The sequence below is a fragment of the Phytohabitans sp. LZ39 genome (assembly GCF_059359075.1).
Map to the genome: position 1 here is coordinate 25741 of NZ_JCADBM010000029.1, position 22423 is coordinate 48163.

Annotated in this window: 16 protein-coding genes; 9 read left to right on the forward strand and 7 right to left on the reverse strand. The window is 68.7% G+C overall.

The features are described from left to right. The first annotated feature begins 70 nt into the window (after positions 1–70). Positions 71–1627, forward strand: a complete 1557-nt coding sequence (locus AC5L36_RS39080) for an RICIN domain-containing protein (RefSeq protein ID WP_441223734.1) — start codon at positions 71–73, stop codon at positions 1625–1627. Between the two features lie 208 nt (positions 1628–1835). On the opposite strand, the gene AC5L36_RS39085 is transcribed toward AC5L36_RS39080, so the two are convergent. Together AC5L36_RS39085 and AC5L36_RS39090 are read right to left on the reverse strand one after the other, a co-directional pair. Beyond that, positions 1836–3242 carry a GDSL-type esterase/lipase family protein gene (locus AC5L36_RS39085; RefSeq protein ID WP_441223735.1) on the reverse strand — a complete coding sequence of 469 codons (1407 nt, stop codon included), beginning with the start codon at positions 3240–3242 and terminating at the stop codon, positions 1836–1838. A 117-nt stretch (positions 3243–3359) separates the two neighbouring features. Next, complete coding sequence (locus AC5L36_RS39090) at positions 3360–4868, reverse strand: GDSL-type esterase/lipase family protein (RefSeq protein WP_441223736.1); 1509 nt, start codon at positions 4866–4868, stop codon at positions 3360–3362. Positions 4869–5298: 430 nt separating this feature from the next. Here AC5L36_RS39090 and AC5L36_RS39095 point away from each other — a divergent pair, with 430 nt between their 5' ends. Beyond that, positions 5299–5448: a hypothetical protein gene (locus AC5L36_RS39095; RefSeq protein WP_441223737.1), complete on the forward strand. Its 150-nt coding sequence runs from the start codon at positions 5299–5301 to the stop codon at positions 5446–5448. Positions 5449–5474: 26 nt separating this feature from the next. Continuing rightward, a complete protein-coding gene (locus AC5L36_RS39100; RefSeq protein ID WP_441223738.1) occupies positions 5475–5666 on the forward strand; it encodes a hypothetical protein in 192 nt (63 codons plus the stop codon). A 73-nt stretch (positions 5667–5739) separates the two neighbouring features. On the opposite strand, the gene AC5L36_RS39105 is transcribed toward AC5L36_RS39100, so the two are convergent. Beyond that, the gene (locus AC5L36_RS39105; RefSeq protein ID WP_441223739.1) at positions 5740–8514 is read right to left on the reverse strand and encodes a glycoside hydrolase family 30 protein; all 2775 of its coding nucleotides are present in this window, start codon (positions 8512–8514) and stop codon (positions 5740–5742) included. A 347-nt stretch (positions 8515–8861) separates the two neighbouring features. On the opposite strand from AC5L36_RS39105, the gene AC5L36_RS39110 reads away from it, so the two are divergent. Continuing rightward, complete coding sequence (locus tag AC5L36_RS39110; protein WP_441223740.1) at positions 8862–10760, forward strand: PQQ-dependent sugar dehydrogenase; 1899 nt, start codon at positions 8862–8864, stop codon at positions 10758–10760. 326 nt (positions 10761–11086) lie between these two features. Here AC5L36_RS39110 and AC5L36_RS39115 read toward each other — a convergent pair whose 3' ends face one another. The 3 genes from AC5L36_RS39115 to AC5L36_RS39125 all read right to left on the reverse strand — a co-directional run bounded on the left by AC5L36_RS39115 (position 11087) and on the right by AC5L36_RS39125 (position 14544). Beyond that, positions 11087–11770, reverse strand: a complete 684-nt coding sequence (locus AC5L36_RS39115) for a hypothetical protein (protein ID WP_441223741.1) — start codon at positions 11768–11770, stop codon at positions 11087–11089. A 114-nt stretch (positions 11771–11884) separates the two neighbouring features. Next, positions 11885–12550 carry a response regulator transcription factor gene (locus tag AC5L36_RS39120; protein WP_441223742.1) on the reverse strand — a complete coding sequence of 222 codons (666 nt, stop codon included), beginning with the start codon at positions 12548–12550 and terminating at the stop codon, positions 11885–11887. After that, on the reverse strand, positions 12538–14544 hold the full coding sequence (locus AC5L36_RS39125) for a sensor histidine kinase (RefSeq protein ID WP_441223743.1): 2007 nt from the start codon (positions 14542–14544) through the stop codon (positions 12538–12540). Before AC5L36_RS39125 ends, AC5L36_RS39120 begins: the two co-directional genes overlap by 13 nt. 326 nt (positions 14545–14870) lie before the next feature. Between AC5L36_RS39125 and AC5L36_RS39130 the strand changes: the two genes are divergently transcribed. Next, entirely contained in the window at positions 14871–15482 is a 612-nt protein-coding gene (locus tag AC5L36_RS39130) for a sigma factor (RefSeq protein WP_441223823.1), read from the forward strand. Next, positions 15404–16459 (forward strand): MFS transporter, encoded by a 1056-nt coding sequence (locus AC5L36_RS39135; protein ID WP_441223744.1) that lies wholly within the window; start codon positions 15404–15406, stop codon positions 16457–16459. The genes AC5L36_RS39130 and AC5L36_RS39135 overlap by 79 nt, the downstream gene beginning before the upstream one ends. Here AC5L36_RS39135 and AC5L36_RS39140 read toward each other — a convergent pair. Beyond that, a complete protein-coding gene (locus AC5L36_RS39140) occupies positions 16456–17904 on the reverse strand; it encodes a serine hydrolase (RefSeq protein ID WP_441223745.1) in 1449 nt (482 codons plus the stop codon). The genes AC5L36_RS39135 and AC5L36_RS39140 overlap by 4 nt on opposite strands. Positions 17905–18320: 416 nt before the next feature. Here AC5L36_RS39140 and AC5L36_RS39145 point away from each other — a divergent pair, with 416 nt between their 5' ends. From AC5L36_RS39145 to AC5L36_RS39155, 3 genes are read left to right on the forward strand one after another with little or no spacing between them, the layout of a single operon-like run. Beyond that, positions 18321–20480: an MMPL family transporter gene (locus AC5L36_RS39145; RefSeq protein WP_441223746.1), complete on the forward strand. Its 2160-nt coding sequence runs from the start codon at positions 18321–18323 to the stop codon at positions 20478–20480. Positions 20481–20513: 33 nt separating this feature from the next. Next, positions 20514–21695 carry a sensor histidine kinase gene (locus AC5L36_RS39150; RefSeq protein WP_441223747.1) on the forward strand — a complete coding sequence of 394 codons (1182 nt, stop codon included), beginning with the start codon at positions 20514–20516 and terminating at the stop codon, positions 21693–21695. A gap of 17 nt (positions 21696–21712) precedes the next feature. Then, complete coding sequence (locus AC5L36_RS39155; RefSeq protein WP_441223748.1) at positions 21713–22399, forward strand: response regulator transcription factor; 687 nt, start codon at positions 21713–21715, stop codon at positions 22397–22399. Positions 22400–22423: the final 24 nt, after the last annotated feature.

Here is a 22423-nt window from a genome sequence, read left to right on the forward strand (position 1 = left end):
AACTCCTCGGCCCGGGCGCTCAGGACCCGCGCGGGTCACAAGGCAACGACGGATCGATGGACGGCAAACGATGAAAACTTCTCCCCTCCCGGCCCGTAACCGCCGCCAACGCCGACACCCGGCCGCGCTGGCGCTGATCGGCGTGGCGGTCGTCGCCGGCGCGACGGTGCTGCTCGCGCCGCACGGGGCAAACGCGGCGACGATCGACACGTCGGCACACTACGAGATCGTGTCGCGGCACAGCGGCAAGCTGATCAATATTGCGGGCCAGTCCACCGCGGACGGCGCCGCGGTCCAGCAGTGGACCCGCACCCAGCAGACCAACCAGCAGTTCCAGTTCGTCGACGCGGGCGGCGGCTACTACAAGATCCGGGCCCGGCACAGCGGCAAATTGGTAGACGTGGCGAGCGCGTCCACTGCGAACGGTGCGAACGTCGTGCAGTGGGCCGACCACGGCGGGATCAACCAGCATTTCCGGGTCGTCGACACCGACAGCGGCTACGTCAAGCTGATCAACCGCAACAGCGGCAAGGCGCTGGACGTGTGGGAGCGGTCCACCGCCGACGGCGCCCGGATCTCCCAGTACACCGACAACGGTGGGACCAACCAGCAGTGGCAGCTCGTCCGCGTCGGCACCGACCCCAGTCCGAGCGTGACTCCAACCTCGAGCCCGGGGCCCGGCCAGAAGTACGCCGGCTATCTGTTCACCCACTTCACCGGCGAGGGCACCTCCACCGGTGAGCAGGTCTACTTCGCACTCAGTCAGGGCAACGACCCGACCCGGTGGCGCCAACTCAACGGTGGACGACCCGTGCTGACCTCGAGCATCGGGACCCGCGGGGTGCGGGATCCGTTCATCATCCGCTCACCGCAGGGCGACAAGTTCTACCAGATCGCCACCGACCTCCGGATCTACGGCAACGGCAACTGGGACGCCGCGCAGCGCACCGGCAGCAAGTCCATCGTGGTCTGGGAATCCACCGACCTGGTCAACTGGAGCACTCCACGGCTCCAGCGGATCTCCCCCGACACGGCCGGCAACACCTGGGCGCCCGAGGCGTACTACGACGAGGGCCTCGGCCAGTACGTCGTCTTCTGGGCCTCGAAGCTTTACTCCGCCAGCGACCCGAACCACACCGGCACCACCTACAACCGGATGATGTACGCCACGACGAGCGACTTCCGGACCTTCAGCACGGCCCAGGTGTGGGTGGACAAGGGCTATTCGACCATCGATTCGACGCTCACCAAACACAACGGCACGTACTACCGGCTCACCAAAGACGAGCGGAGCAGCTCCCAGTCGGCGTGCGGCAAGTTCATCCTCGAAGAGAAGTCCACCACCATCCTCAACCGCGGCTACTCCTTCGTCGCCGAATGCATCGGCCGAGGCACGATCAGCCAGGGCGAGGGGCCAACGGTGTTCAAATCGAACACCGAGGAGCGGTGGTACATGTTCATCGACGAGTACGGCGGCCGCGGATACATCCCCTTCACCACCACCGACCTGAACTCCGGACAGTGGACCGCGATCTCTAGCTACACGATGCCCGGCCGCCCACGACACGGCACGGTGCTGCCTATCACCCAGGCGGAGTACGACCGGCTGCTCCAACGGTGGGGCTGACTCGCTCGGGTGGCATGCCGTTCGCCACTCCCGTCACGCAGGGGCGGGAGCGGCGACGGCACCATCCAACGCGTCGCGCGGACCAGCACAGGCGTCGGCGGCAGCACTCCCACCGTGCCGGTCAACCGGTTGCAGTCGTGCAACTTCACCAACCGGTACGTACGGCACGTCGACTATGACGTCTGTTGGTCCTCCGGGGCGCTGTCACTCAGATGTACTGGTCGAGGATCGGCCGCAACCGCTGCGCGATCTTCGCGTGGCCGGCGTCGGTCGGGTGGACGTTGTCGCTCGTGTCCGTGGCCGGGTTGACCCAGCCAGCGGTGTCGACGAAGTGGACCCTTGTGTCGCCGGCGGCGTTGCGGGCCGCTACGGCGTTGCGGGTCTCGGTCACGTATCGGTTGCGGAAGACGCCCATCGCGAAGATCTCGGCGTTTGGATACGCTTGGCGGACCCGCGCCAGCATGGTGATGTAGCCCTGCTGAAACTGCGTGGTCGACACGCCATGGCCGACGTCGTTGGTGCCAAGGTTGATCACGACCGCGGTCGCCTGGTAGGTCGAGAAGTTCCAGTCGTCGTAGGTCGCCGAGTTCGACGAGCGGCGAAACCAGTCCATCATTCCGTAGCAGTCCCGGCTGACCAGGCAGGCGCCGCCCTGGGCGACCTGGGTGTGAGCGGCGCCGAGCGCCTCGGCCGCGAGCCACGGGTACGCGGTGAAGGGACGGTTGGCGTTGGGCTGACCCACCGTGATCGAGTCGCCGATGAACTCGACGAGGCTCGTCGGCCGTCCTATGGAGGTGGTCTGCGCTCCGTTGGCGAGGATGAGGCCGCCGAAAACCGGGTCGCCCGTGTACGAGCCGGCGCGCTCGCGGTAGCCGATGCGGATGGTGTGCGAGCTGCCGGTCAGTCCACTAGCGAGGGTGATGTTGCCGGACACGTTGCGGCGCCACTGTATCGGCGCCTGATCGATGGAGTAGTACAGGTCGATGGTGTTTCGCTGGCGTACGCCGATGGAGCTTCCGGTGAAGCGGGCCTCGAGGTAGCCGCCGGCCCAGCCCATGGCGTAGTACGCCGGATCCGATGTTTTCCAGCGGCCGTAGTACTGGATGTTCGGGTCGTTCGGCCTGCCGTTACCGCCGACGGGGTCACCGGTCACCTCGAAGTCGAGGTAGTCGGTATTCGGCAGGCCGCCCGCGGTGGTCGGGCTGAGCCGGACCGTGTTGCTGCCGGAGTTTACCGACAGCGTCAGCGTCGCGGTCACCCATGTCGTCCACGCGCCTGTGCCCTCGAAGGACACCCCCGTGACGCGCGAGCCGTTCACCACGACGTCCGCAGGCCGGGCGGTCGTGGTGCCGTTGGCGAAACGGATGCCGAGCGTTGCCGTCCCGGCCGCCGGCGCGTTCACCGTGAACTGGGCCGCCGCGCCTACCGCGTTGTCACCGTTGCAGAACCCGGTCCCGGAATAGCCGGTGTGGTTGGAGTCGATCGTGCCGGTACAGGTCGCCGGCGCCACCTCGGCCTCGTAGCGGGTCGGCGCCGCCACCGCGGCGTTGCCTTCCAGCACCATGACCGCCGTGGCGAGCAGGGTGCACGCGATGAGCGAGGACTTGAGTCTCATGGCTTCTCCTGATGTAAGACCGGTCCGTCACAGGCGCGCGCTGGCGCGGCCTGGTCAAAATTCGACGTCGCCCCGGGCGGCCCGGCGCGTCGTACCACGCCGGGCCGCCACGGGTGGTCAGCGCAGGTAGCTGACCAAGGAGAGGTTGCGTTCGCGGATGCCTTCGACGACCAGGTCGGCCATCCTGCCGGCGCCATACTCGGAAAAGTGGGTGTTGTCCGTGACGCCGTCGACCGACTGGCGCAGGAAGAGCTGGGCGGAGTTGGTGGGGCCCATGGACTCGACCAGGGCTTCGCTCTTGGCGGTCAAGTCGATCACCGGCACGCCCAGCGAGGAGCCGAGGCTACGCATCTCGGCCGGCAGGTTTACGCCGACACCGTTGATGTGCCGGGCGGTGGCGTCGAGTTGGTTGCCGTCGAACCGCCGTCGCACCGGTGGGGTGACCAGGACGGGTGTGCCGCCCCTGGCGCGCACCTGGTTGATCATCGTGGTGAGGTTGCCGCGGAAGGTCGAGGCGGTCGTGGACTTGTCGTTGTGGCCGAACTGGATCAGCACCAGGTCGTTGCTTCTGATCAACGGTCGCATCGCGGGGAACAGTGCCGAGTTGTTCAGGAAGCTGCCCGAGCTTTCGCCCGAGTCGGAGTAGTTGGCGACGACCGCGCCGGCCGCAACGTGCAAGGGCAGGATCTGCCCCCACCCGGTCCATGGAGCGAGCATTTGATCGCAGACCGTGGAGTCCCCGGCCAGGTACACCACCAGCGGATTACTCGCCGGCTGCACAGTGAGCCCGGACAGTCTCGGCGCGGGTCCTGCGAACGTCACGCTCAGCCCCGGGGTGCCGGTGCCACCTTGCCCGGTGGGTTGGCCTTCTGGCTGTCGCACGTTGATGGTGAAGACGTACTGCGTGATGGTGCCCGCGGCGGTGGTGACCGCCGGCAGGATCCGCCGGCGGGCCTCCACGGACATCGACGTGTTGCCGGCCGAGGCGCGGTCACCGATCCATGCGGTCACCGTGTAGTTGCCCGGGGAGACAGCGAAGTGGCAGGTGATCGGCGAACTCCCGGTGCACTGGGCGGGCCGACCCGGCGGCGGCGACGCCGTCATGGTGGGTGAGGCGGTCGCGGAGGGCGACGGCGAAACGCCGACCTCGACGTCGAGATAGTCGATGTTGGCCAGCCCGGTGGCGGTGGTGGGGCTGAGCCGGATGGTATTGCTGCCCGCGTTCAGCGATGCGGTCAGGGTCGCCGTGGCCCACGTCGTCCACCCGCCGGTGCCGTTGAACGCGGCGCCCGACTGTGCGGCGGCGCCATTGACGAGCACGTCGGCGGGGCGGTTGGCGGTGGCGCCGTTGGCGTACCGGACGGCGATCGTCGCCGTGCCGGCGGCGGACGCGGTCACGGTGAACTGGGCCGCCGCTCCCGCCGTGTTGTCGCCGTTGCAGAAGCCGCTACCGGAGTAGCCGGTGTGGTTTGACTCGATGACACCGTCGCATGTGGCCGGCGAGCTTTCGACCTCGTAGCGGGTCACCGCCGCGGAAGCCACCGCGGCGGTGAGCACCGCGGCACCCGTCACCGCCACCGCCGCGCAGGCGGAGAGCAGCCCAACGCGCTGTCTGCGTGAAAGCATGATGATCTCCAGATCGGATGATGACGAGACCCGCTACGGGGCTTGTGCAGTTGAGTGTTCGGTGGCGGGCGGGCCCCCGGCCGTGCAGCCGGATGGGGAACGACAGTGAGCGCTCACAGAAGCACTCGCCCGCTTGGGACCCGATGCTGATTACGTCGGCTTGTTCAGGTGGGTAGTCGAGGCCAATAGCTATCTGTGAGCGCTCCCATCGCTAGCCTGCATCAGCTAGTGTCGCGATCGAGCACATAACTGTCAATCGATGCGCCTCGACTTGTTGGCGCAGCTGGCTTTGGCTCGCCAGCCGCGCACCGTGATGGTCAGCGGGGTACCGCCAGGCCGTCGCTCCAGCCGCTGGTGCTGGACAGCACGCCTCGTCCGGGCACCTGGGTCGCGCCGTCCTGGGGCAGTTACGGTCCGGCTCGGCGCGGCGATGGACGACTTCATCACCGGCGTCACCGCCACGATCGACGCGGTCGCCGGCCGCAAGCACAGCCGCAAGCGGGCCGGCACGGCGACGTACCCGCCGTCGCCGCCGCGGCCATCCTCGACCCTTCCACCGGGCGGCTCAGCGCGTACCTGACCAACCGCTCAGCCGAACCGGCCACCGTGACGATCCGGTCCCGAGGCGCCAGCCGCACCGCGTGGTCCGGGCGGCTCCTCGTCGCCGACGAAAGAGTCCGCGCGACCGCCTTCACCTACGGCTTCACGCCGCTGGCCACCACCGCCGGCGCCGAGCCGGACACCGTCACCGTCTCGATGCCCCCCGAGTCCTGGGCCGCGCTGACCACGACGACGTGAGCAGACCCCATGCACAGGCGGATCCGGGTTCACCGTTTTGTTGGGGAGGCGGCGGCCAGCATCTGGCAGGTGCTCAACGCCCGCTCAGGACATCTATGCCATCGAGCGTGAAAGTCCCGCTGACGACGCGCACCGTGATGTTGTGGTGGCGTTGCGGCAGGTCCCGCAGCCAGTACGAGGTCTGCCTCGTGCCGACGGTCCCGACCTGCACAGTCTGGGGCGCTTGGTTGTCGACGCGCACCTCCAGGGTCGCCGAGCCGGTCGCCCCGAACAGGTTCAGCCCGGTGCCGGTGAAATCGAGCGCCAGCGACTGGCCGGCCGCCAGCACGTGCTGTGTGCGGTTGAAGTGCGCGAAACCGGCCTGGTTGAAGGTGAAGCCGTCGGGGTAGGCGATGCGGGGGTCGGAGTCGTCGATCTTCGTCGACTTCCATGCCTGGCCCTTGATCGGCGTAACCGCGAGATTGTCGTACAGGGTGTTGTAGTACCCGCTCACCAGAGCCACCCGGCCGGCCATCACCGGATTGACCGACGTGTCGACGTGCGAGGTGAGCCGGGCGCCATCGAGCGTCGCCGTGATGACGTTATCGCGCGCCTCGACCGATAGCCGATGCCACGCCCCAGGGTCGAACAGCGCCACGGTGCCCGATGCGACGACGGTGTCGAGCTTGCGCAGCTCCCACCGGCCGTCTTCGTGGACACGGACGGCGTAGGTGGCCTGGTCGCCGCCGCGGGCGTGGACCTGCCGCACTCCCAGGCCCGCGAAGTTCGCCAGCGTCGTATCCCGGTCGACGAGGTCGAGCCGGAAGTCGACGGTGGCGGTGTAATTTGCCCACCGATGGTCGCCGAGCACTGTCGACGGTGCGGCGGTCGACGGCACGTTCTGCCGGCCGTCGCCCCACACGTTCCACAGGTAGCCCCGGTTGTGGGCGTGGTTCTGCTGCCGCAAAACGTGGCGATCGCCGCGGCGGCCTGCCGCCACCACCTCGAAGGCGCCGTCCTGGTCGGCCGTGTACCGCGGGGTGCCGGCGCGGCGCTCGAGGTAGGTCATCTTGCGGCCGCCGACAACGGTGGTCGGGTAGTCGTCGTACTCGAAGTTGTCTCGGTAGGGCAACGCGAGGATCTCGTCCCGCGCCCGGGGTGCGAAGTCGCCCGGCCGGTACGTCGCGGTGGTGCCGTGGACGCCGCGCCGAAGCGTGGACAGGGTGAGGATCGAGTACGCCGGCACCCGCACGCGGTAGACGTCGTGCTCGACGCCGTCGATCACCTCGCTGCGCACGGGAGCGTAGTAGCCGATGTTCTGGAAATAGTTGGCGTCGTACGACTCCCCGGCATCCGGGCCGCGCGTCTGCCAGGCGTACAGCGGACGGCCCCGCTCGCCCAGGTCCGCCACCTTGACCTCGAAGTACCGATCCGTCCGGGTGTTGTTGGCGTGCACCTGTGTCCACTCTGGAGAGCCGCCGGCGCTCGCGGGCGTCCGCGCCGTGAGGACGGTGCGGGTGGAGGTGTCGACGTTGGTGCCGCCGTCGCCCTTGGTGCCGTCGCCGCCGGTAGCGCCTTCGACGTACTCCCAACCACGGTCGATGAACTGATGGAAGTGGCGCACGGTGGCGATCCCGACGTCGCCCTCCCAGTACCCCGACCACGGGTCGGAGGCCCGGATAAGGTGCTTGGGGGAATACTGGGTGCCTTCGTACATGGCGCTGACGGCGGGCTGGAAGAGGAACGTCGTCATGTGCGCTGGGTCGCTCCCCGCCCCACTCCATCGGTAGGCGTTGATGAACCGGTCGGCGATGTCGGCGGCGGATACGGTGCCGCCGACGCCACCCCGGGCCGGATCGGCGGCGAGGCGGTACTGCGGGTCGATCATCGGGGCGACACCCTCGGAGTACAGGATCGGCAGACCGTACTCCTTGTTCAGCCGGGTGACGTTCGGGCCACCCACGATGTCGTAGTGGAAGCCGAGGGCGTCGACGTGCGCCAGTGCCTCCGGGTTGGCGAGAATCCGCCCGGCGACATTGTTGCCGTCCCGGTAGGAGTCGAGCGCGACGATCTTGATCCGCGAGTAGTCGTAGCGCGCGTCCGGCGCGACAGCGTCACGCTCGAGCCACTTGGCGAACTGGATCGTCCAGTTGAGCTCGGAAATTTGGTACTCGGCGTGCCGGACCTCGTTCTGCGCCGGGCTCATCCAGTCGAACTCGACACCGAACATGTCGTAGGCGGCGTCGATCGTCTCCTTGTACCACTGGTACCGCTTGGTCCAGTCGTTGCCGGTCCACGAGGGCTCACCCCAGCGCAGGGCCTCCACCTCGACGTCGCGGTTGATCGACAGGGCGTCGGCGATGAAGTGGAAGCCGGCACCACGCAGCACATTCGCGGGCTCGTCGGCGGTGCGCTTCGTCGCCGGCTCGGCTCCGGACGAGCTGTTGCTGTCCGCGCCCAGCTCGACCTTGATATGCGTGAGCCCCGCCCCCTCGACCGGGTCGAAGAGCATCCGCATGATCTGCCAGTAGGCGCGCGGGTTCTCCTCCTTGTAGTCGAGCAGCAGGTTGGACGTGTTGTTGCACGAGACCGAACCGAATCCGCCAAAGAGGTTGTACGCCGCGCCGCCCGGCCGGCGCTCGACATCGCCGCCGTCGACGACGACCTCTTTCCAGTCGATCGACGGGTCGTCCAGGCGCAGCTCAGGCAGCCCCGCTTCCGGCGTCGTCGCCGAGGTCGTCTCCCCCGCGAGGTGCCCCGCCGCGGCGGACGGTACCGGCGGCCCGACAAACGCGAGGGACAGCACCGCAACGGTCGAGGCGGCGAGGACACGCACGCGTCGCCACGGATGCCGAGAAGAGACTGTCACGGGTGGTCTCCTACCATCGTCGACCGGCGGCCCTCGTGCGCGTCCAAATCGAGCAAATCGCCCTTGAACTGCGTGGTTGGCTTCGCTGCCACCTGTGAGCGCTCCTGCCGAGTTCACATTTGCATCAAGCAGTGTCCCGATCGGGCGCACAACTGTCAATCGATGTGCCTCACATTGCTGGGGCCGGACGCCAGTGACGCCCGACCCTTTACAGCTGGGCGCCCACCGGTGCAAGATTCGGTCACTCAATCGATGACCGTCGCTCAACTGGGCGACGGCAGGTCCCCTGCTCACATCGCTACACCCCATGCGGCCCGGCTGACGCCGCGATCAGCTTTGGAGAACAGATGAGACCGTCCGTTCGCACCGCCATTGGGACGGGCCTGGTGGCCCTCGTCCTGGCCGCCCTCGTGGCAGTCCCCGACCACCACGCGGCCACGGCGGCCGAGCGACGGTACGAGGCGGAGCAGGCCACGATCGTCAACGGTGTGGTGGAGCGCGAGTACCCCGGTTTCACCGGCACCGGATACGTCAACAGTGCCAACGCGGTCGGGGCGGCCATCGAGTTCGCGGTGCCGGTGCCGGCAGCCGGTGCCCGGACGCTCGTCATCCGGTACGCCAACGGCACTCGCACGAACCGTCCGGCGACGGTGTCGGTCAACGGCAGCCTGCGGGCCACCTTGCAGTTTCCCGCCACCGGCGGCTGGTCGACCTGGCGCACCCAGACGCTGAGCACTTCCCTGTCGGCTGGCGCCAACGTAGTGCGCCTGGCCGCGACGACATCGCGCGGCCTGGCCAACGTCGACTCCCTCAGCTACGACGACGGGCTGCCGACCTCGCCGTCTCCCAGCGTGTCCCCCACCGGCTCGGTGCCGCCCCGCACGCCAATCGCCGATCCGATCCCCCAGGCGCCGATCCGGTCCGAGCTCGGGCTGGTCCTGACGCAGTTTGCGCAGTTCCCGCAGACCAGCCCGGTGCCGGCGCCCACCGATCCGCGGCTGATGCGCACAGCCCGGATCAACTACGTCGGGCAGATTCCCGGCGGGAGCCGGCTGTTCACGCCCGACCTCAACGGCCGCCTGTACACCCTGCCGGCGGCCGGTGGCACGCCGACCGTCTACCTCGACGTGGCCGCGACCGTCGGCGCCAACTTCTTCTCCGGCCGGGGTCTGGGCAGCGGCTTCGGCTTCGTCGCCTTCCACCCCGAGTTCGCCACCAACGGCCGCTTCTACACCGTGCACACCGAGGCCCTGGGCGCGCTCGGGTCGATCACGCCGGACTGGACCCAGTCCGGGGCGGTCATCCACAGCGTGCTAACCGAGTGGACGACGACCGACCCGGCGGCCGCGTCCTTCAGCGGCACCCGCCGGACGCTGCTGCGGATCGGGTTCGCCACCTACATCCACGCCATCCAACAGATCGACTTCAACCCCAACGCGGTACCGGGTAGCGGCGACTATGGCCTGCTGTACGTCGCGGTCGGTGACGGCGGACGTGGCAGCTCCTCGACCGTGCCGCAACAACTCGGTGTGCCCCACGGCAAAGTCCTGCGGATCGACCCCAGTGGTACGAACAGCGCCAACGGCCGGTACGGCATCCCAACGGCCAACCCCTTCACCGGCAACAGCGGCCCGCTGGGCGAGATCTACGCGCTGGGCATGCGCGACCCGCACCGGTTCAGCTGGGACACCGGCGGCACCCGGCGGATGTTCCTCGGCCACATCGGCGAACACGACATCGAGGGCGTCTACGACCTTCGGGCCGGCGACAACCTCGGCTGGAGCGAACGGGAAGGCTCTTGGGTGTTCGACCGGCAGGCGCCGTGCAACCTCTACTCGCTTCCAGCCGACGACGCCCGGTTCGGCTACGACTACCCGGTCGCGGCGTACGACCACAACGCCGCCACCATCCCGTGCGGCGACGATGCCGGCAAGGCGATCGTCGGTGGCTTCGTCTACCGCGGCAGCGCGCTGCCAGCGCTGCGCGGCAAGTACGTCTTCGGCGACATCGTCGACGGCCGCGTCTTCTACACCAACGAGGCAGAGATGGTCCGCGGCGGCGGGCTGGCGCCGCTCTACCAGCTACGCGTCCTCACCGCCACTGGCACCGAGACGTCGATGGCCGCGCTGGCCGGCGACTCCCGAGTGGACCTGCGGCTCGGCGTGGACCGCGCGGGCGAGCTGTACCTGCTCGCCAAGGCCAACGGCCGGATCTGGAAGGTGACCGCCACCCGGACATCCAGTTAAGGCACTGTTTTGGGAACCGCCACTGTCAGGGCCCTCGAGTAGCTCCTGCGGCAGCAGCAACGATTCCGCCTCGTCGTCCGCCAACTGCTGTCCGGGTGCGGGCGTCAGACGGATCGTGAACCGCATGGTCGAACGCTCCCAGGTCGATGGTGGAACCGCGATACACCTGTCGCGTCGACAGCCGGCCATGGGCCGATCCGTCAAGCGCCGTTGAGCCGCTGTTGCTCAGGTGAACAGGGCGGTCCACGCGAGCTCGGCACGTATCGGTAGGTGGGGTGGCGGGCGCAGACCCGTGGCGAGCCGGGCGAGCACGACGCGCATCTCTGTCAGTCGACGCGGCCGGCGTATGCGGCGGCTGCTGCTGCGAACCCGACCGCGAGCAGTAGCCAGCCCAGCGCGTTGACCACCATCGCGACGAACCCGCCTGCCAGGATGACCGGGAACGCCACGAGCACAGCGGCGGCGGCCCAGCGCGGCACCGTGCGGCCCCGCCAGAGGGCGATGCCCAGCAGCAGGACACCGATGAACATCAGCGGGATGAACAGGGCGCCGCCGACGGCGGTGGCCTGGTAACCGTCGATCTCCCGCAGCACGTTCTCGGCGGTCGGCACGTCGAGGCCGGCGTTGATGGTGGCCGCGGCAGCGCCGTCGTAACCGGCGCCGCTGAAGCTCAGCGCGCTGAATCCGGCAAAAGCCAATGCCATGCCGATCGTGCCGAGTCGCAGCGAGCCGCGGCGGGCCACCATGCCAGTGACGATGGCGCCGGCCCCGGCGGTGACCGCGAAGACCAGCAGCAACCAGAACGAAAGCTCGGTGCGGCCCATGTCGTCGGCTACCTTCGGGATCCATTCGGCGGGATCGTCGGTGAGCGCGTACGGCACAGCCAGCGCCCAGCCGGCCATCGCCAGCGGCCCGACCGGCGCGAGCACGGCCAACGCCCGGCGGCCGAAGCCGACACCCGCGCCGGCCGTCGCCGCTGTGGTCTGAACGGAAGCGGTGGTACTGGTCATGGTGATGCTCCTTGGTCCGCCCGCCTCAAACCAGGAGTTGCTGGGCGGGGTCGTCCTCGACGCTATGGCCGCCAGGGCGCCGTACACATCGGAGCTAGCACCGAACCGCGCCGGTCAGGCTGGATCGGGATGCGCGCTCGTGCCGCTAAGCCAGGCGAGCGCGGCCCGGACCCGTCGGTTTTGCTCGGCGCTGGGCGGCAGGCCGAGTTTGGTGAAGATGGAGCCGAGGTGGGAGTCCACCGTGCGCTCGGACAAATAGAGCCGGGCGGCGATCGCGGCATTGCTCAGTCCTTGGGCGAGCAGGCCCAGCACGTCGCGTTCCCGCTCGGTGAGCGCGGCCAGCCCGGCACCGCGCGCAGCGCCGAGGTAGTGCCGCACGACGTGCTCGTCGATGGCCGTGCCGCCGGCAGCGACCCGGCGTACGACCGCGACGAACTCGTCGATGTCCAACACGCGGTCCTTGAGCAGGTAGCCGAAGCGAGCCGGCCGGTCCGCCGCGAGCCTCATCGCCAGCGCCGGCTCCACGACGTGGGAAAGCACGACCACCGCGAGGTCCGGGAAGCGGTCGCGTAGCAGCAGCACGGCACGAGCGCCCTCATCAGTGAACGCCGGTGGCATCCGGACATCCGCGATCACCAGATCCGGCCGCTCAGCGACCACAGTGGACACCAGCGCGCCGCCGTCGCCGACCTGCGCCACGACGTCGATGCCGTCGTGGGCGAGCATGCGGGCGATGCTCTGCCGCAGCAACACCAGGTCTTCGGCGATCACCACACGCACGGCAGGATCACCTCCACCGTGGTACCCCTCGGTCGGGCGTCGCTGACCACCAGCCGGCCGCCTGCCGCACCGACTCGCTCGGCGAGCCCACGCAGCCCCGTCCCGGCGCGGATGTCCGCCCCACCGCGCCCGTCGTCGGTCACCGTGACCGCGGCGGCCCCATCCTCGACCGCGACGCCGACGGTGATCGCGGCGGCGGCCGAATGCTTGAGCGCATTGGTGACCGCTTCGCAGATCACCAGGTAAGCCACGGTCTCCACAGGTGGCGGCAAGCGTCCGGAGTGGACGTTGAGCGTGACCGGCACGGGTATCCGTTGGGACAGGTCGACCAGAGCGGCGTGCAGCCCGCGGCGGCTCAGCAGCTCCGGTGTGGCACCTGCGGCGAGTGTGCGCAGCTCCTCGATGGCCGTGGTGAGGCCGTCGACCGCGTCGGACAGCACCAACTGGGCAGCGCCGTCACCCAGCTCGCGCTGCGCCATCCGCAACTCCAGCGCGAGCGCCAGCAGGCGACCCTGTACCCCGTCGTGTAGATCCCGCTCGAGCCGCCGCCGCTCCGTGGCGGCCGCCTCGTCGGCACGCTCGCGTTCCACGGCGATGCGCCGTGCCTGGTCGCGGACCGCGACCTCCAGCACCGCCTGGTCGATCAGCGGGCCGAGCTCAGCGACCGCGCCGGCCGCGTCCACCGCAGGCATGGTGTGCGCCACCGCGGCATGCGGCCCGCCATCTCCGCCGGGCACCCATGTCAGCGACTCCGCTACAGGTGGGTCGGTCGGCGCGGTGTCCACGTCGACCCAGCCGTGCCCATCGGGCAGGCGCAGCACCAGGCGGGCGGTAGGGTCCCCCAGCGCTTGGCGCAGGATCTGCTCCGCGGTGTGCGCCGGACGGACCCGAGCATCCGCGCCGGCCTCCCGCACCAGCACGGCCGCCCTCGCCCGCACCGGGTCGGCGCGCAGCACCAGCAGCCGCACCAACCGCCGGCGCAGCGGCGCGAACACCGCCGCCACCGCGAGCGTCGCCAACACGACGGGTAGCAGCGCACCCGGCCCGAACTGGGCGCCGAGGATCGCACTCAGCGAGACCACCACGATGGCGAACAGCACACCCATCACGACCGTCAGCACGGTGCTCGCCACCGCCGGCGTCATCCGCTGCACCCGCCACAACTCACCCGGCCGCAGCGCCAACACCAGACCTGGCGCGCACAAAGCGAACGGCAGGCAGAACGCCACCGACAGACCCGACTCACCGGCCGATGTGGACAACACCCCGAACGCGTACGCCAGCAGCCCGGACAGCACGCAGAACACAATGGTCAAGATCGGCACGATCGACAGCACCGCGACCAGCAACAGCCGGAACCGGCGCTCACCACGCTGCCGCGGCAGCGACCGCCACGCCACCACCGGGCCGAGCAGCACCGAAGCCATCCAAGGCACCGACAGCACCCAACCCAGCGGCGCCAGAGCCGCCAGCGGGCCCGCGTGCAGGCCCGGGTAGGCCGGATCCTCGAACCCGGTGGCCACGCCCAGCCCGGTGTAAACGGCTACGTACCACAAGGCGGCCACACCGAACCGGCGACGGCGCGCACTCCCCCCGTCGATCCGGTCCACCGCGGCGAGGAACGTCAGCTGAAGCAACGTGATGGGTGGCGCGTAGGCCAGGCCGACCGCGAACACCAGCAGGTGCGCCAGAGCGTCCCGATGCCCGCGTACACCCGCGTAGTCGGCCGCGGCCGCGGCAAGCACCAGGTACAGCAGCAGCGAACCCGCCGTGCCGGCCAGCCACCAGCCGACCCGCCGCTCACCCTGACCGAACAGCCACCCCGCCCCGCCAGCGGTCACCAACACCCCGACCGCCAACGGCACAGCGAACACCGGCGCATTGGCGCCATACCGGAACCCGGACACATAGGTGCCAACCGTCACCACCGCAGCCACCGCCGTCGCCGCCACCACCAGCAGCCCCACCACCGCGCCGACCACACGCTTGCCCACCGGTAGATCGTCCCAGCCCCAACCCGACCAGGAAACCGTGCCAACACCGATTCATCACCGCATGTCACGCCCGAACGCGGCAGGAAAGCTCACGCCACGCTCCACGCTGTCGATCGCCGCAGCCGGAATGTGCCCGACAACGCTGCCGTCAGCGGCACGACCACGTGGCTCCGGCCATCGGTACACCGGCCGGGAGATCTACATCCCGTACGTCGCGACGGGCCAGTACGTTCCGCCGCGAGCGTCACGTCATCGGCTGAATTGATCCGCGGCGCGGACAACCCTTGGCGGCACTGCCACGTGTGAGGGGTGTGAGTGATCACGCGATGGCGTCGCCGACGAGCGACGCCGCTTACGCCGACTTCGTGCGCACGGCCTGGGACCAGCACTTGCGGGTGGCTCGGCTCCTGACCGGCGACCCCCTCCGTGCGGAAGAGCTGCTCCAGGACTGCCTGGTGAAGCTGTACGTGCGCTGGCGGAAGGTCGCCGCGCGCGGCGACCCGCAGGCCTACCTGCGCCGGATGCTGGTCAACGGCACGCTCCACAAAGGTCAGTACGGCGTGGACGTTCCGGTCGGCGCCACCCTCCGGCAACGGGTCCACGCCGGTGCCGCTCCTCTCGGTCGACTACGCCGTACCGGCAGACCAGGCAGCCGGCGGCCCGACCGCCTTCACCGTCCACCAGGCACGGGACACATCCCCGCAGCGGGTCACCGGCCTGCGGGCGTGGACCTCGACGGACGACGGGAGCACCTGGACCGAGGCGCCGGTGCGCAGGGTGGCCGGCAACCGGTTCTCGGCCGCGCTGCCGGGCGCCGCGCCGGGGCAGCCGGTCTCCCTGCGGGTGGCCGCGACAGCCGATGGCCGCCAGGGGCCTTACGGTCAGATTCGGCAGCCGCTCACTCGTGCGAGCGGCATCCCTCGTGCAACCGGTGCTGATGGTCGGCATGGGTGTCGCACCCAACGTCTTGACGTTGGCTGCCGTGCAGCTGATGCTCGGTGCTGTCGTCGGGCTGCTGGACGTCAGCGTCAACGCCCATGCCGTGACGGTCGAGCGGGTTCTGGGGCGCCCCATTATGAACGGCTGTCACGCCGCCTGGAGTATCGGCAGCGTCAGCGGTGCGCTCCTCGGCGCGGGTGCCGCCCACATAGGACTGTCGCGCGGCGTCCACTATGCGATCCTCGCCGCGGTGCTCGTGCCACTCGTTGTCGTGACCGGACGGTTTCTGCTGAACGCCGCCGACGGCGAGACGGCGGGCGGGCGGCCGGACACAGGTCTGACCTGGCGGACCGGTTGGAGCAGGCCGGTGCTCGTGCTCGGCGCGATGGGCGCCATCGCGCTGACCGCCGAGGCCGCTGTCGCCAACTGGAGTGGCGTGTTCTTGCACGAGCGGCGGGCGACCCTGGGTATGGCGGGCATTGGCTACGCCGCCTTTGCCGTCTGCCAGACCTTGGTCCGCCTGGTCGGCGACTCGATCCTGGCCCGGACGTCGGCGTCGGTCATGCTCCGTCTCGGCGCCGGCGTCGCCGCGGCCGGCCTGACCGTGGTCGTGGTCAGCCCGTGGGTGGTGCTGGCGATCGTCGGCTTCGCGTTGATGGGCTTGGGCTTGGCCACCTGCTTGCCAGTCCTGTACAGCGTGGTCGGCAGCCTCGGCGCGGACCGCGACCACGGAGCCGACGCTGGTGCCGCGGCGATGGTGGCGCGGTTTACCAGCATGACCTATGCCGGCATTCTGATCGCCCCGGCGGTGATCGGCTGGGTCGCCGACGCCGTCGGGCTCACGTGGACGTTGGCAGGCATCATCCCGCTGCTGGTGGCGGTCACGTACGCGGCCCGGACCGTCCGAGATCCGCGGATGGGCGGACGGCCCAGGGTTTCGAACCCCGGGCCGCCCGACCCCGATCGACGCGGTTAGCGGGCGGCGCAGCGGCGTACCTCGTATTGGTCGATCGCCGCGCCGAGTTGGGCGAACTTCTGCGTGTACTCGACCGGGACGACGCCGGTGGGCGTAGCCGGGCGCTGGGGGTCCTGGTATCGGTCACCGAGGTTGGAGAACACGGTGATGACGTAGCTGCGGTGTGGTTTGCCGGGCAGTGACTTCACGATGCCGGCGTCCGCGCCGGCGTTGCTGGTCCAGCCGGGCTTGTGCGCGAAGCTCACCTGGGCGGCCTTGTTGCAGGGCCGCACGTCCTGCCCGAACCGGTTGCCGTCCACGGTCACGGTGCCGTCCGGGGCGATCCATCGGCTCGCCGTGGTCTGCGGGATACCGGGTGCCGGATATCCGCGACCGCAGTAGTTCGTGGTCGACAGCATCCAGTTCCAGCCTTGCTGCCCGAGCTTGGCGGCGAACAGTTGGCGTGACGGGGCGCTGAGCGCCGACGAGGCGGTCACCGGGACGCCGGCGGGAGTGGTCCACAGCCTCCCCCGGGCGCCGTTGACGAGCACCAGCAGTTTGGCGGTGTCCAGTGAGCTCATCGTGATGGCGTTGGACCAGTTGCCGCCGTTGGACGGCCGGGTGCCGACCAGTTGCAACGTCTCGAGACCGAGATCCTGGAACGCCTGGTTGAGCCCGTCCATCGCGTTGTGGTCCCACAGCAGCTTGATCAGCGCGCAGGTCGCGGCGTTGGAGGACGCGGTCAGGGAGGCGTCGACGTACGCGCGGATGGTGTTGCTGCTGGCTGGCCCGCACAGCGGGCTGACGGTCTCCGGCTGGTAGCTGTACGTGTCGTCCAATCCGACGACGCCCTGGTCGACCAGACGCAGAATCCCGAAGTTCACCATCAGCTTGAGCACCGACGCCGGATACGGCGACATGAAATCGAGCGGCGCGGACTCCCTGCCCGGCACTACGTCGATCGTGCCCTGCCCCTGGTTGGCGTACCAGCCGGCGGTGTCCCACTGGCGGTAGCGCACGGCCGTGGTGTGGTGATTGGCATCGACCGGCACCACGACACCATGCGGATACTGCGGGCTCATCAGGACGGTCCCCGACGACACGATGCGCCCGGCGTCATCCAGTTCGAGCACCGACGCGTCGATCTGCGGCTGTTGGACGATCGGCTGCGCGGCGGCGGCCACCGCGGCGTACTGCTGCGCACGCTGCTCAGGTGTGGTCGCGTCGGTGTCGACGTCGGCATTCAGCGCCTTGCCTTGCGCGGTCGCGGGCGGCGCCAGGTCGACAACCTCTTGGAACGCTAGCCCGTCCAAGGTTTGCCGCAGAAACTCGGCGACGGCGACGGCATCGCGTGATCCGCTCGCCGCTGGCGTAGTCGTCGTCGCCTGCGCCGAAGCGCCAGCCGAGGCGGCCGCCACGGCGAGGACCGCGACCGCCGCCACCAGGCCGACTTTGCGTACGTGCATCGTCAATCCTTCCCGTTGTGATCAACGTCGTCGCGTCGCACCGTACGCCGCCATCAATGGGAGGGAGACTACAATGTGGACAATTACTCAGTCTTGTTTTCTGTGCAACCTTTGGTCGGTGGCGCCCGTCTCCATCAGTGTCCACTGTGTACGAGGGATCGTCATGGCTGAGTCAGGTCGGCCGCAGCCGGAGGAGGCTGCCCGCGACCGGCGGCAGTGACAGCACGGCGCCGGGACCGGCGATCGGCTGGTAGGTCTGGGTTTGCGGCGAGGTGGTTGGCACACGACCACTCTCCGGCCGCGGCTGGAGTAGTGCGATTTCAGTACGAGGTGCCTGCAAACGCATGACGACGCGACGGTTCCGGGGTGTGACTCTGGGGGGACTGATTCCGGACCTCGGATATGGGGGTTTAGAGGTGCAGGCATTCGCGCGGTGGTCGGTGCGTCACCGGTGGTGGGTGATCGGGGCCTGGCTGATGCTGCTCGCAGGGCTGGTGGTGCTGTCACAGCTGGCCGGTGGCGCGGTCCACAAGAACAGCTTCGGTTTCTCGGGCCGCGACTCGCAGGACGCGCGGATGGTGCTGGAGAAGGAGTTTCCGCGTGCCGCCGGGGACAGTGATCAGATCGTCTTCCATACCGAGACGGGACGTGTGACAGACGCTGCCGTCCAGAGCCGAATGCGGTCGATGTTCGCGCGCGTGGAGCAGCTTCCGCACGTCGTCACCGTGACGGATCCCTACGCGTCAAACGGGCAGGCCATTTCGAAGGACGGGAAGACGGCGTTTGCCACCGTCACCTTCGACGCGCAAGCCAATGACCTACCCGAAGAAGCCATCACCGCGGTGATCAGCACCGCGCAGGCCGCGCGTACTTCCACAGTGCAGGTGGAGCTGGGAGGGCAGGCGGTCCAACAGACCGAGTCGCAGGGGCCAGGGCTGGCCACGGGAGTCGGGCTCGGCGTCGCAGCGCTGGTGCTGCTGGTGCTGTTCGGATCGGTGACCGCGATGCTGATGCCGATTCTCACCGCGTTGGTGGCGATCGCCGCGGGCATCAGTGTCAACGCCCTCATCAGCCATGTCATCGACATCAATACCGCTACCGAGGCTATCGCCTTGATGATCGCCCTGGGCGTAGGCGTTGACTACTCGCTGTTTGTCGTGTCGCGGTTCCGTGGCCTCCTGGCGGAGGGTCGTGACCCGAAAGAGGCGGCAGCCGGGGCGGTGAACACCTCGGGGCGAGCGGTGTTGTTCGCTGGGGCGCTTGTGGTGCTTGCCCTGTTGGGCATGTTGCTGCTGGGCGTCGGCATTACCAACGGGATCGCCATCACGTCCGCGGTGGAAGTCGCGTTTACCATGGCCGCCGCGCTCACGCTGCTTCCTGCTGTCCTTTCCCTCCTTGGGCCGCGGATCAACAGTTTTCGGGTTCCCGGCCGACGTCCGGCCGGATCCACGACGCCTTCTCCTCGACTCGAGGGCTGGACCAACTTCCTGCGGCGCAGAAGGTGGCCGCTCGCCATAGCGATGATCCTGGTACTGGGGGTCCTCACGTTGCCGGTCATCACCATGCGGCTGGGCAGCTCCGATGCCAGCGCAAACCCGCCCGACACGACGACCCACAAGGCCTACACCTTGCTCGCCGAGGGGTTCGGACCAGGCTTCAACGGCCCGCTCGTGCTCGCCGCGACGTTGCCGGCCGCATCCGACACCGCCGTGCTTCAACGCCTCGCGGATGCCGTCGAGTCGGACCCCGCGGTCGGCTCGGTGAGTCCGCCGCGCATGAGCCCTACAGGCACTGCCGCCGTCCTCCAGGTCTACCCGCTGACTTCTCCGCAGAGCGAGGAGACCACGGACCTTGTCCACAGGCTTCGTGACACGACCATCCCTCAGGCCACCGCCGGCACGCACGTCGCCGTGCACGTCGGTGGGTCCACTGCCACCTTCGTCGATCTCGCGTCCCTGCTTGGTAGCCGACTCGTGCCGTTCATCGCGGTCGTCGTCGCCATCGGGTTCCTTGTGCTACTGATTGTGTTTCGCTCAGTGGCTATCCCGCTCACGGCCGCCGTCATGAATCTGTTGTCCATAGGCGCAGCGCTCGGCGCTGTCATTGTGGTGTTCCAGTTTGGCTGGACGGGTCTATCCGGCGGCCCGGTTCATTTCGCGTTGCCGGTGATGATGTTCGCTATCGTCTTCGGCTTGTCCACCGACTACCAGGTGTTTCTGCTCAGCCGTATCCAAGAGGAATGGAACACACATCACGACAACGACCGAGCGGTGCATGACGGGATGGGGCGGGTCAGCGGCATCATCACCGGCGCGGCGGTCATCATGATCGCGGTCTTCTGTTCCTTCTTGCTGGGTGGGCAGCGCTTTCTCCAGGAGATTGGCTTCGGGCTGGCCGTGGCGGTCGCGCTCGACGCCTTCCTGATCCGCTTTATCCTCGTCCCGGCGACGATGTACATCCTCGGCGATCGAAACTGGCGGCTGCCCCGTTCGCTGAACTGGCTGCCCCGTGTACACATCGAGCCCAATGAGATCGAGCCATCCCCGGCTGCCGAGGTGTCCGGCGCGGTACGCTGATCATGGTGGCCGTCACGCTGATAGGGATTACCGGTGACTAGGTGGCGTCGGTATCTCAAGGACCATCCGCGGGTCGTCGACGTAGCGGTGATCGCGCTGTTGCTCTGTGCCGCGTCCGGCCCTTTCGCGCTCAACAGCAACCTGTCCGCGACCGACAACCTGAGCTGGCGGTCCGCGATACCGCTCGCGCTCGCCAGCTCACTGCCGCTGCTGTGGCGACGAAGCCACCCCCGTATCGTGGTGGCGGTCACCGCGGCCTGCGCCGCCGCCGGGGGCGGGTTCGGCTATCTGGTTACCCCGGTACTCCTGGCTCCCGTCATGATCGCCCTCTACGAGTTGGCCCTACGCCTGCCCGGCCGGACCACCCACAGGTACTACCTGGTGGCCACGGTGGCGGTCGTCGTGGCCGCATTGGCCGGCGACCGGCACGGCTACCCGTTGCTCCTCACCATCCTGAACCCTGTCGTTTTCTTCCTGCTGCCGGTCGTCCTGGCCGAGTCCGCCCGGCTGCGCCAGGAAAACCTTGCCGCCGTTACCGCGCGCGCGGAGTACGCCGAGCGCAACCGTGAAGAAGAGGCCCGCTACCGGGTTGCCGAGGAGCGGGTGCGCATCGCCAGGGAGCTGCACGACGTCGTTGCCCACCACTTGGCGCTTGCCAACGCCCAAGCCAGCACGGCGGCCTACCTCGCGCGCGAGCATCCACATCGGGTGGAACGGATCCTTACCGAGCTGACTGGCACGACTTCCGCCGCGCTGCGCGAACTCAAAGCCACCGTCGGTCTACTACGCCAGCCCGATGACGTCAGCTCCCCACTCGAGCCGGCGCCCGGCCTCGCACAGTTGTCCGACCTCACTGCCACGTTCGCTTCGGCCGGGCTCGACGTCGAGATCACCATCGAGGGCGAGCAACGGCAGCTGTCCGAGGGCGTGGATCTGACCGCGTACCGCATTGTGCAGGAGGCACTCACCAACGTGGCCAAGCACGCCAGCACGAGTACCGCCGCGGTGTGGCTCGCCTACGGCGACGATCGGCTGACCATAATCATCGCCAACGGCGCTGGGCCAGCCAAGTCCACCGCTTCACAGCCGGCCGGCGGCGGCTACGGGATCGTCGGTATGCGAGAGCGGGTCCAGTCCGTGGGCGGCCGGTTCCACGCGGGGCCTCAGCCCGACGGGGGCTTCACCGTCGCCACCGAGCTGCCGATCCTGCGCTGACGATCGAAGGGCGATCCGTGACCATCCGCATCCTTCTCGCCGACGACCAAATGCTCTTGCGCGCGACTTTCCGGATGCTTATCGAGGCCACCCCTGACATGGAGGTCGTAGGCGAAGCCGCCGACGGCGACGAGGCAGTCGCGTTGGCCAGGACCCACAAACCCACCGTCGTACTCATGGACATCCGCATGCCTCGAGTCAACGGCCTCACCGCAACCACCACGATCTGTACCGACCCGAGCCTTTCCCACACGCGGGTGCTCATCCTCACCACATTCGAGACCGACGAGTACGTGGCTCAGGCCCTACGCGCCGGCGCCAGCGGGTTTCTCGGCAAGGACGTCTCGGCCGACGCGCTGCTTGACGGCATTCGTACCGTCGCGGCCGGCGACGCCCTGCTTTCCCCGACCGCTACCCGCGCCCTGATCAGCCGATTTCTCGCTACCGCGCCGATGGATGCCCTCCCGCGAGCGATCGAGGAGCTGAAGGCACTGACCGCACGGGAGCGCGAGGTCATGAGCCTGGCCGCCCAGGGCAGATCCAACGCCGAGATCGCGCGGTACCTCGTGGTCAGCCCGCTGACCGTCCGCACTCACATCCAGCGAGCCATGACCAAACTGCACGTTCGCGACCGCACTCAGCTCGTGGTCATCGCCTACCAAACCGGCCTGGTCCGCCCCGAGCGGCCATCCTTCAACGACTGACATCACCACTGAGCCAGGCGCTCG

Excerpts from the sequence above, each read along its gene's own strand:
- AC5L36_RS39085 (WP_441223735.1), bottom strand. The coding sequence starts at position 3,242 with ATGAGACTCAAGTCCTCGCTCATCGCGTGCACCCTGCTCGCCACGGCG.
- AC5L36_RS39140 (WP_441223745.1), bottom strand. The coding sequence starts at position 17,904 with ATGCACGTACGCAAAGTCGGCCTGGTGGCGGCGGTCGCGGTCCTCGCC.
- AC5L36_RS39110 (WP_441223740.1), top strand. The coding sequence starts at position 8,862 with ATGAGACCGTCCGTTCGCACCGCCATTGGGACGGGCCTGGTGGCCCTC.
- AC5L36_RS39115 (WP_441223741.1), bottom strand. The coding sequence starts at position 11,770 with ATGACCAGTACCACCGCTTCCGTTCAGACCACAGCGGCGACGGCCGGC.
- AC5L36_RS39130 (WP_441223823.1), top strand. The coding sequence starts at position 14,871 with ATGGCGTCGCCGACGAGCGACGCCGCTTACGCCGACTTCGTGCGCACG.
- AC5L36_RS39095 (WP_441223737.1), top strand. The coding sequence starts at position 5,299 with ATGGACGACTTCATCACCGGCGTCACCGCCACGATCGACGCGGTCGCC.
- AC5L36_RS39080 (WP_441223734.1), top strand. The coding sequence starts at position 71 with ATGAAAACTTCTCCCCTCCCGGCCCGTAACCGCCGCCAACGCCGACAC.
- AC5L36_RS39090 (WP_441223736.1), bottom strand. The coding sequence starts at position 4,868 with ATGCTTTCACGCAGACAGCGCGTTGGGCTGCTCTCCGCCTGCGCGGCG.
- AC5L36_RS39135 (WP_441223744.1), top strand. The coding sequence starts at position 15,404 with ATGGCCGCCAGGGGCCTTACGGTCAGATTCGGCAGCCGCTCACTCGTG.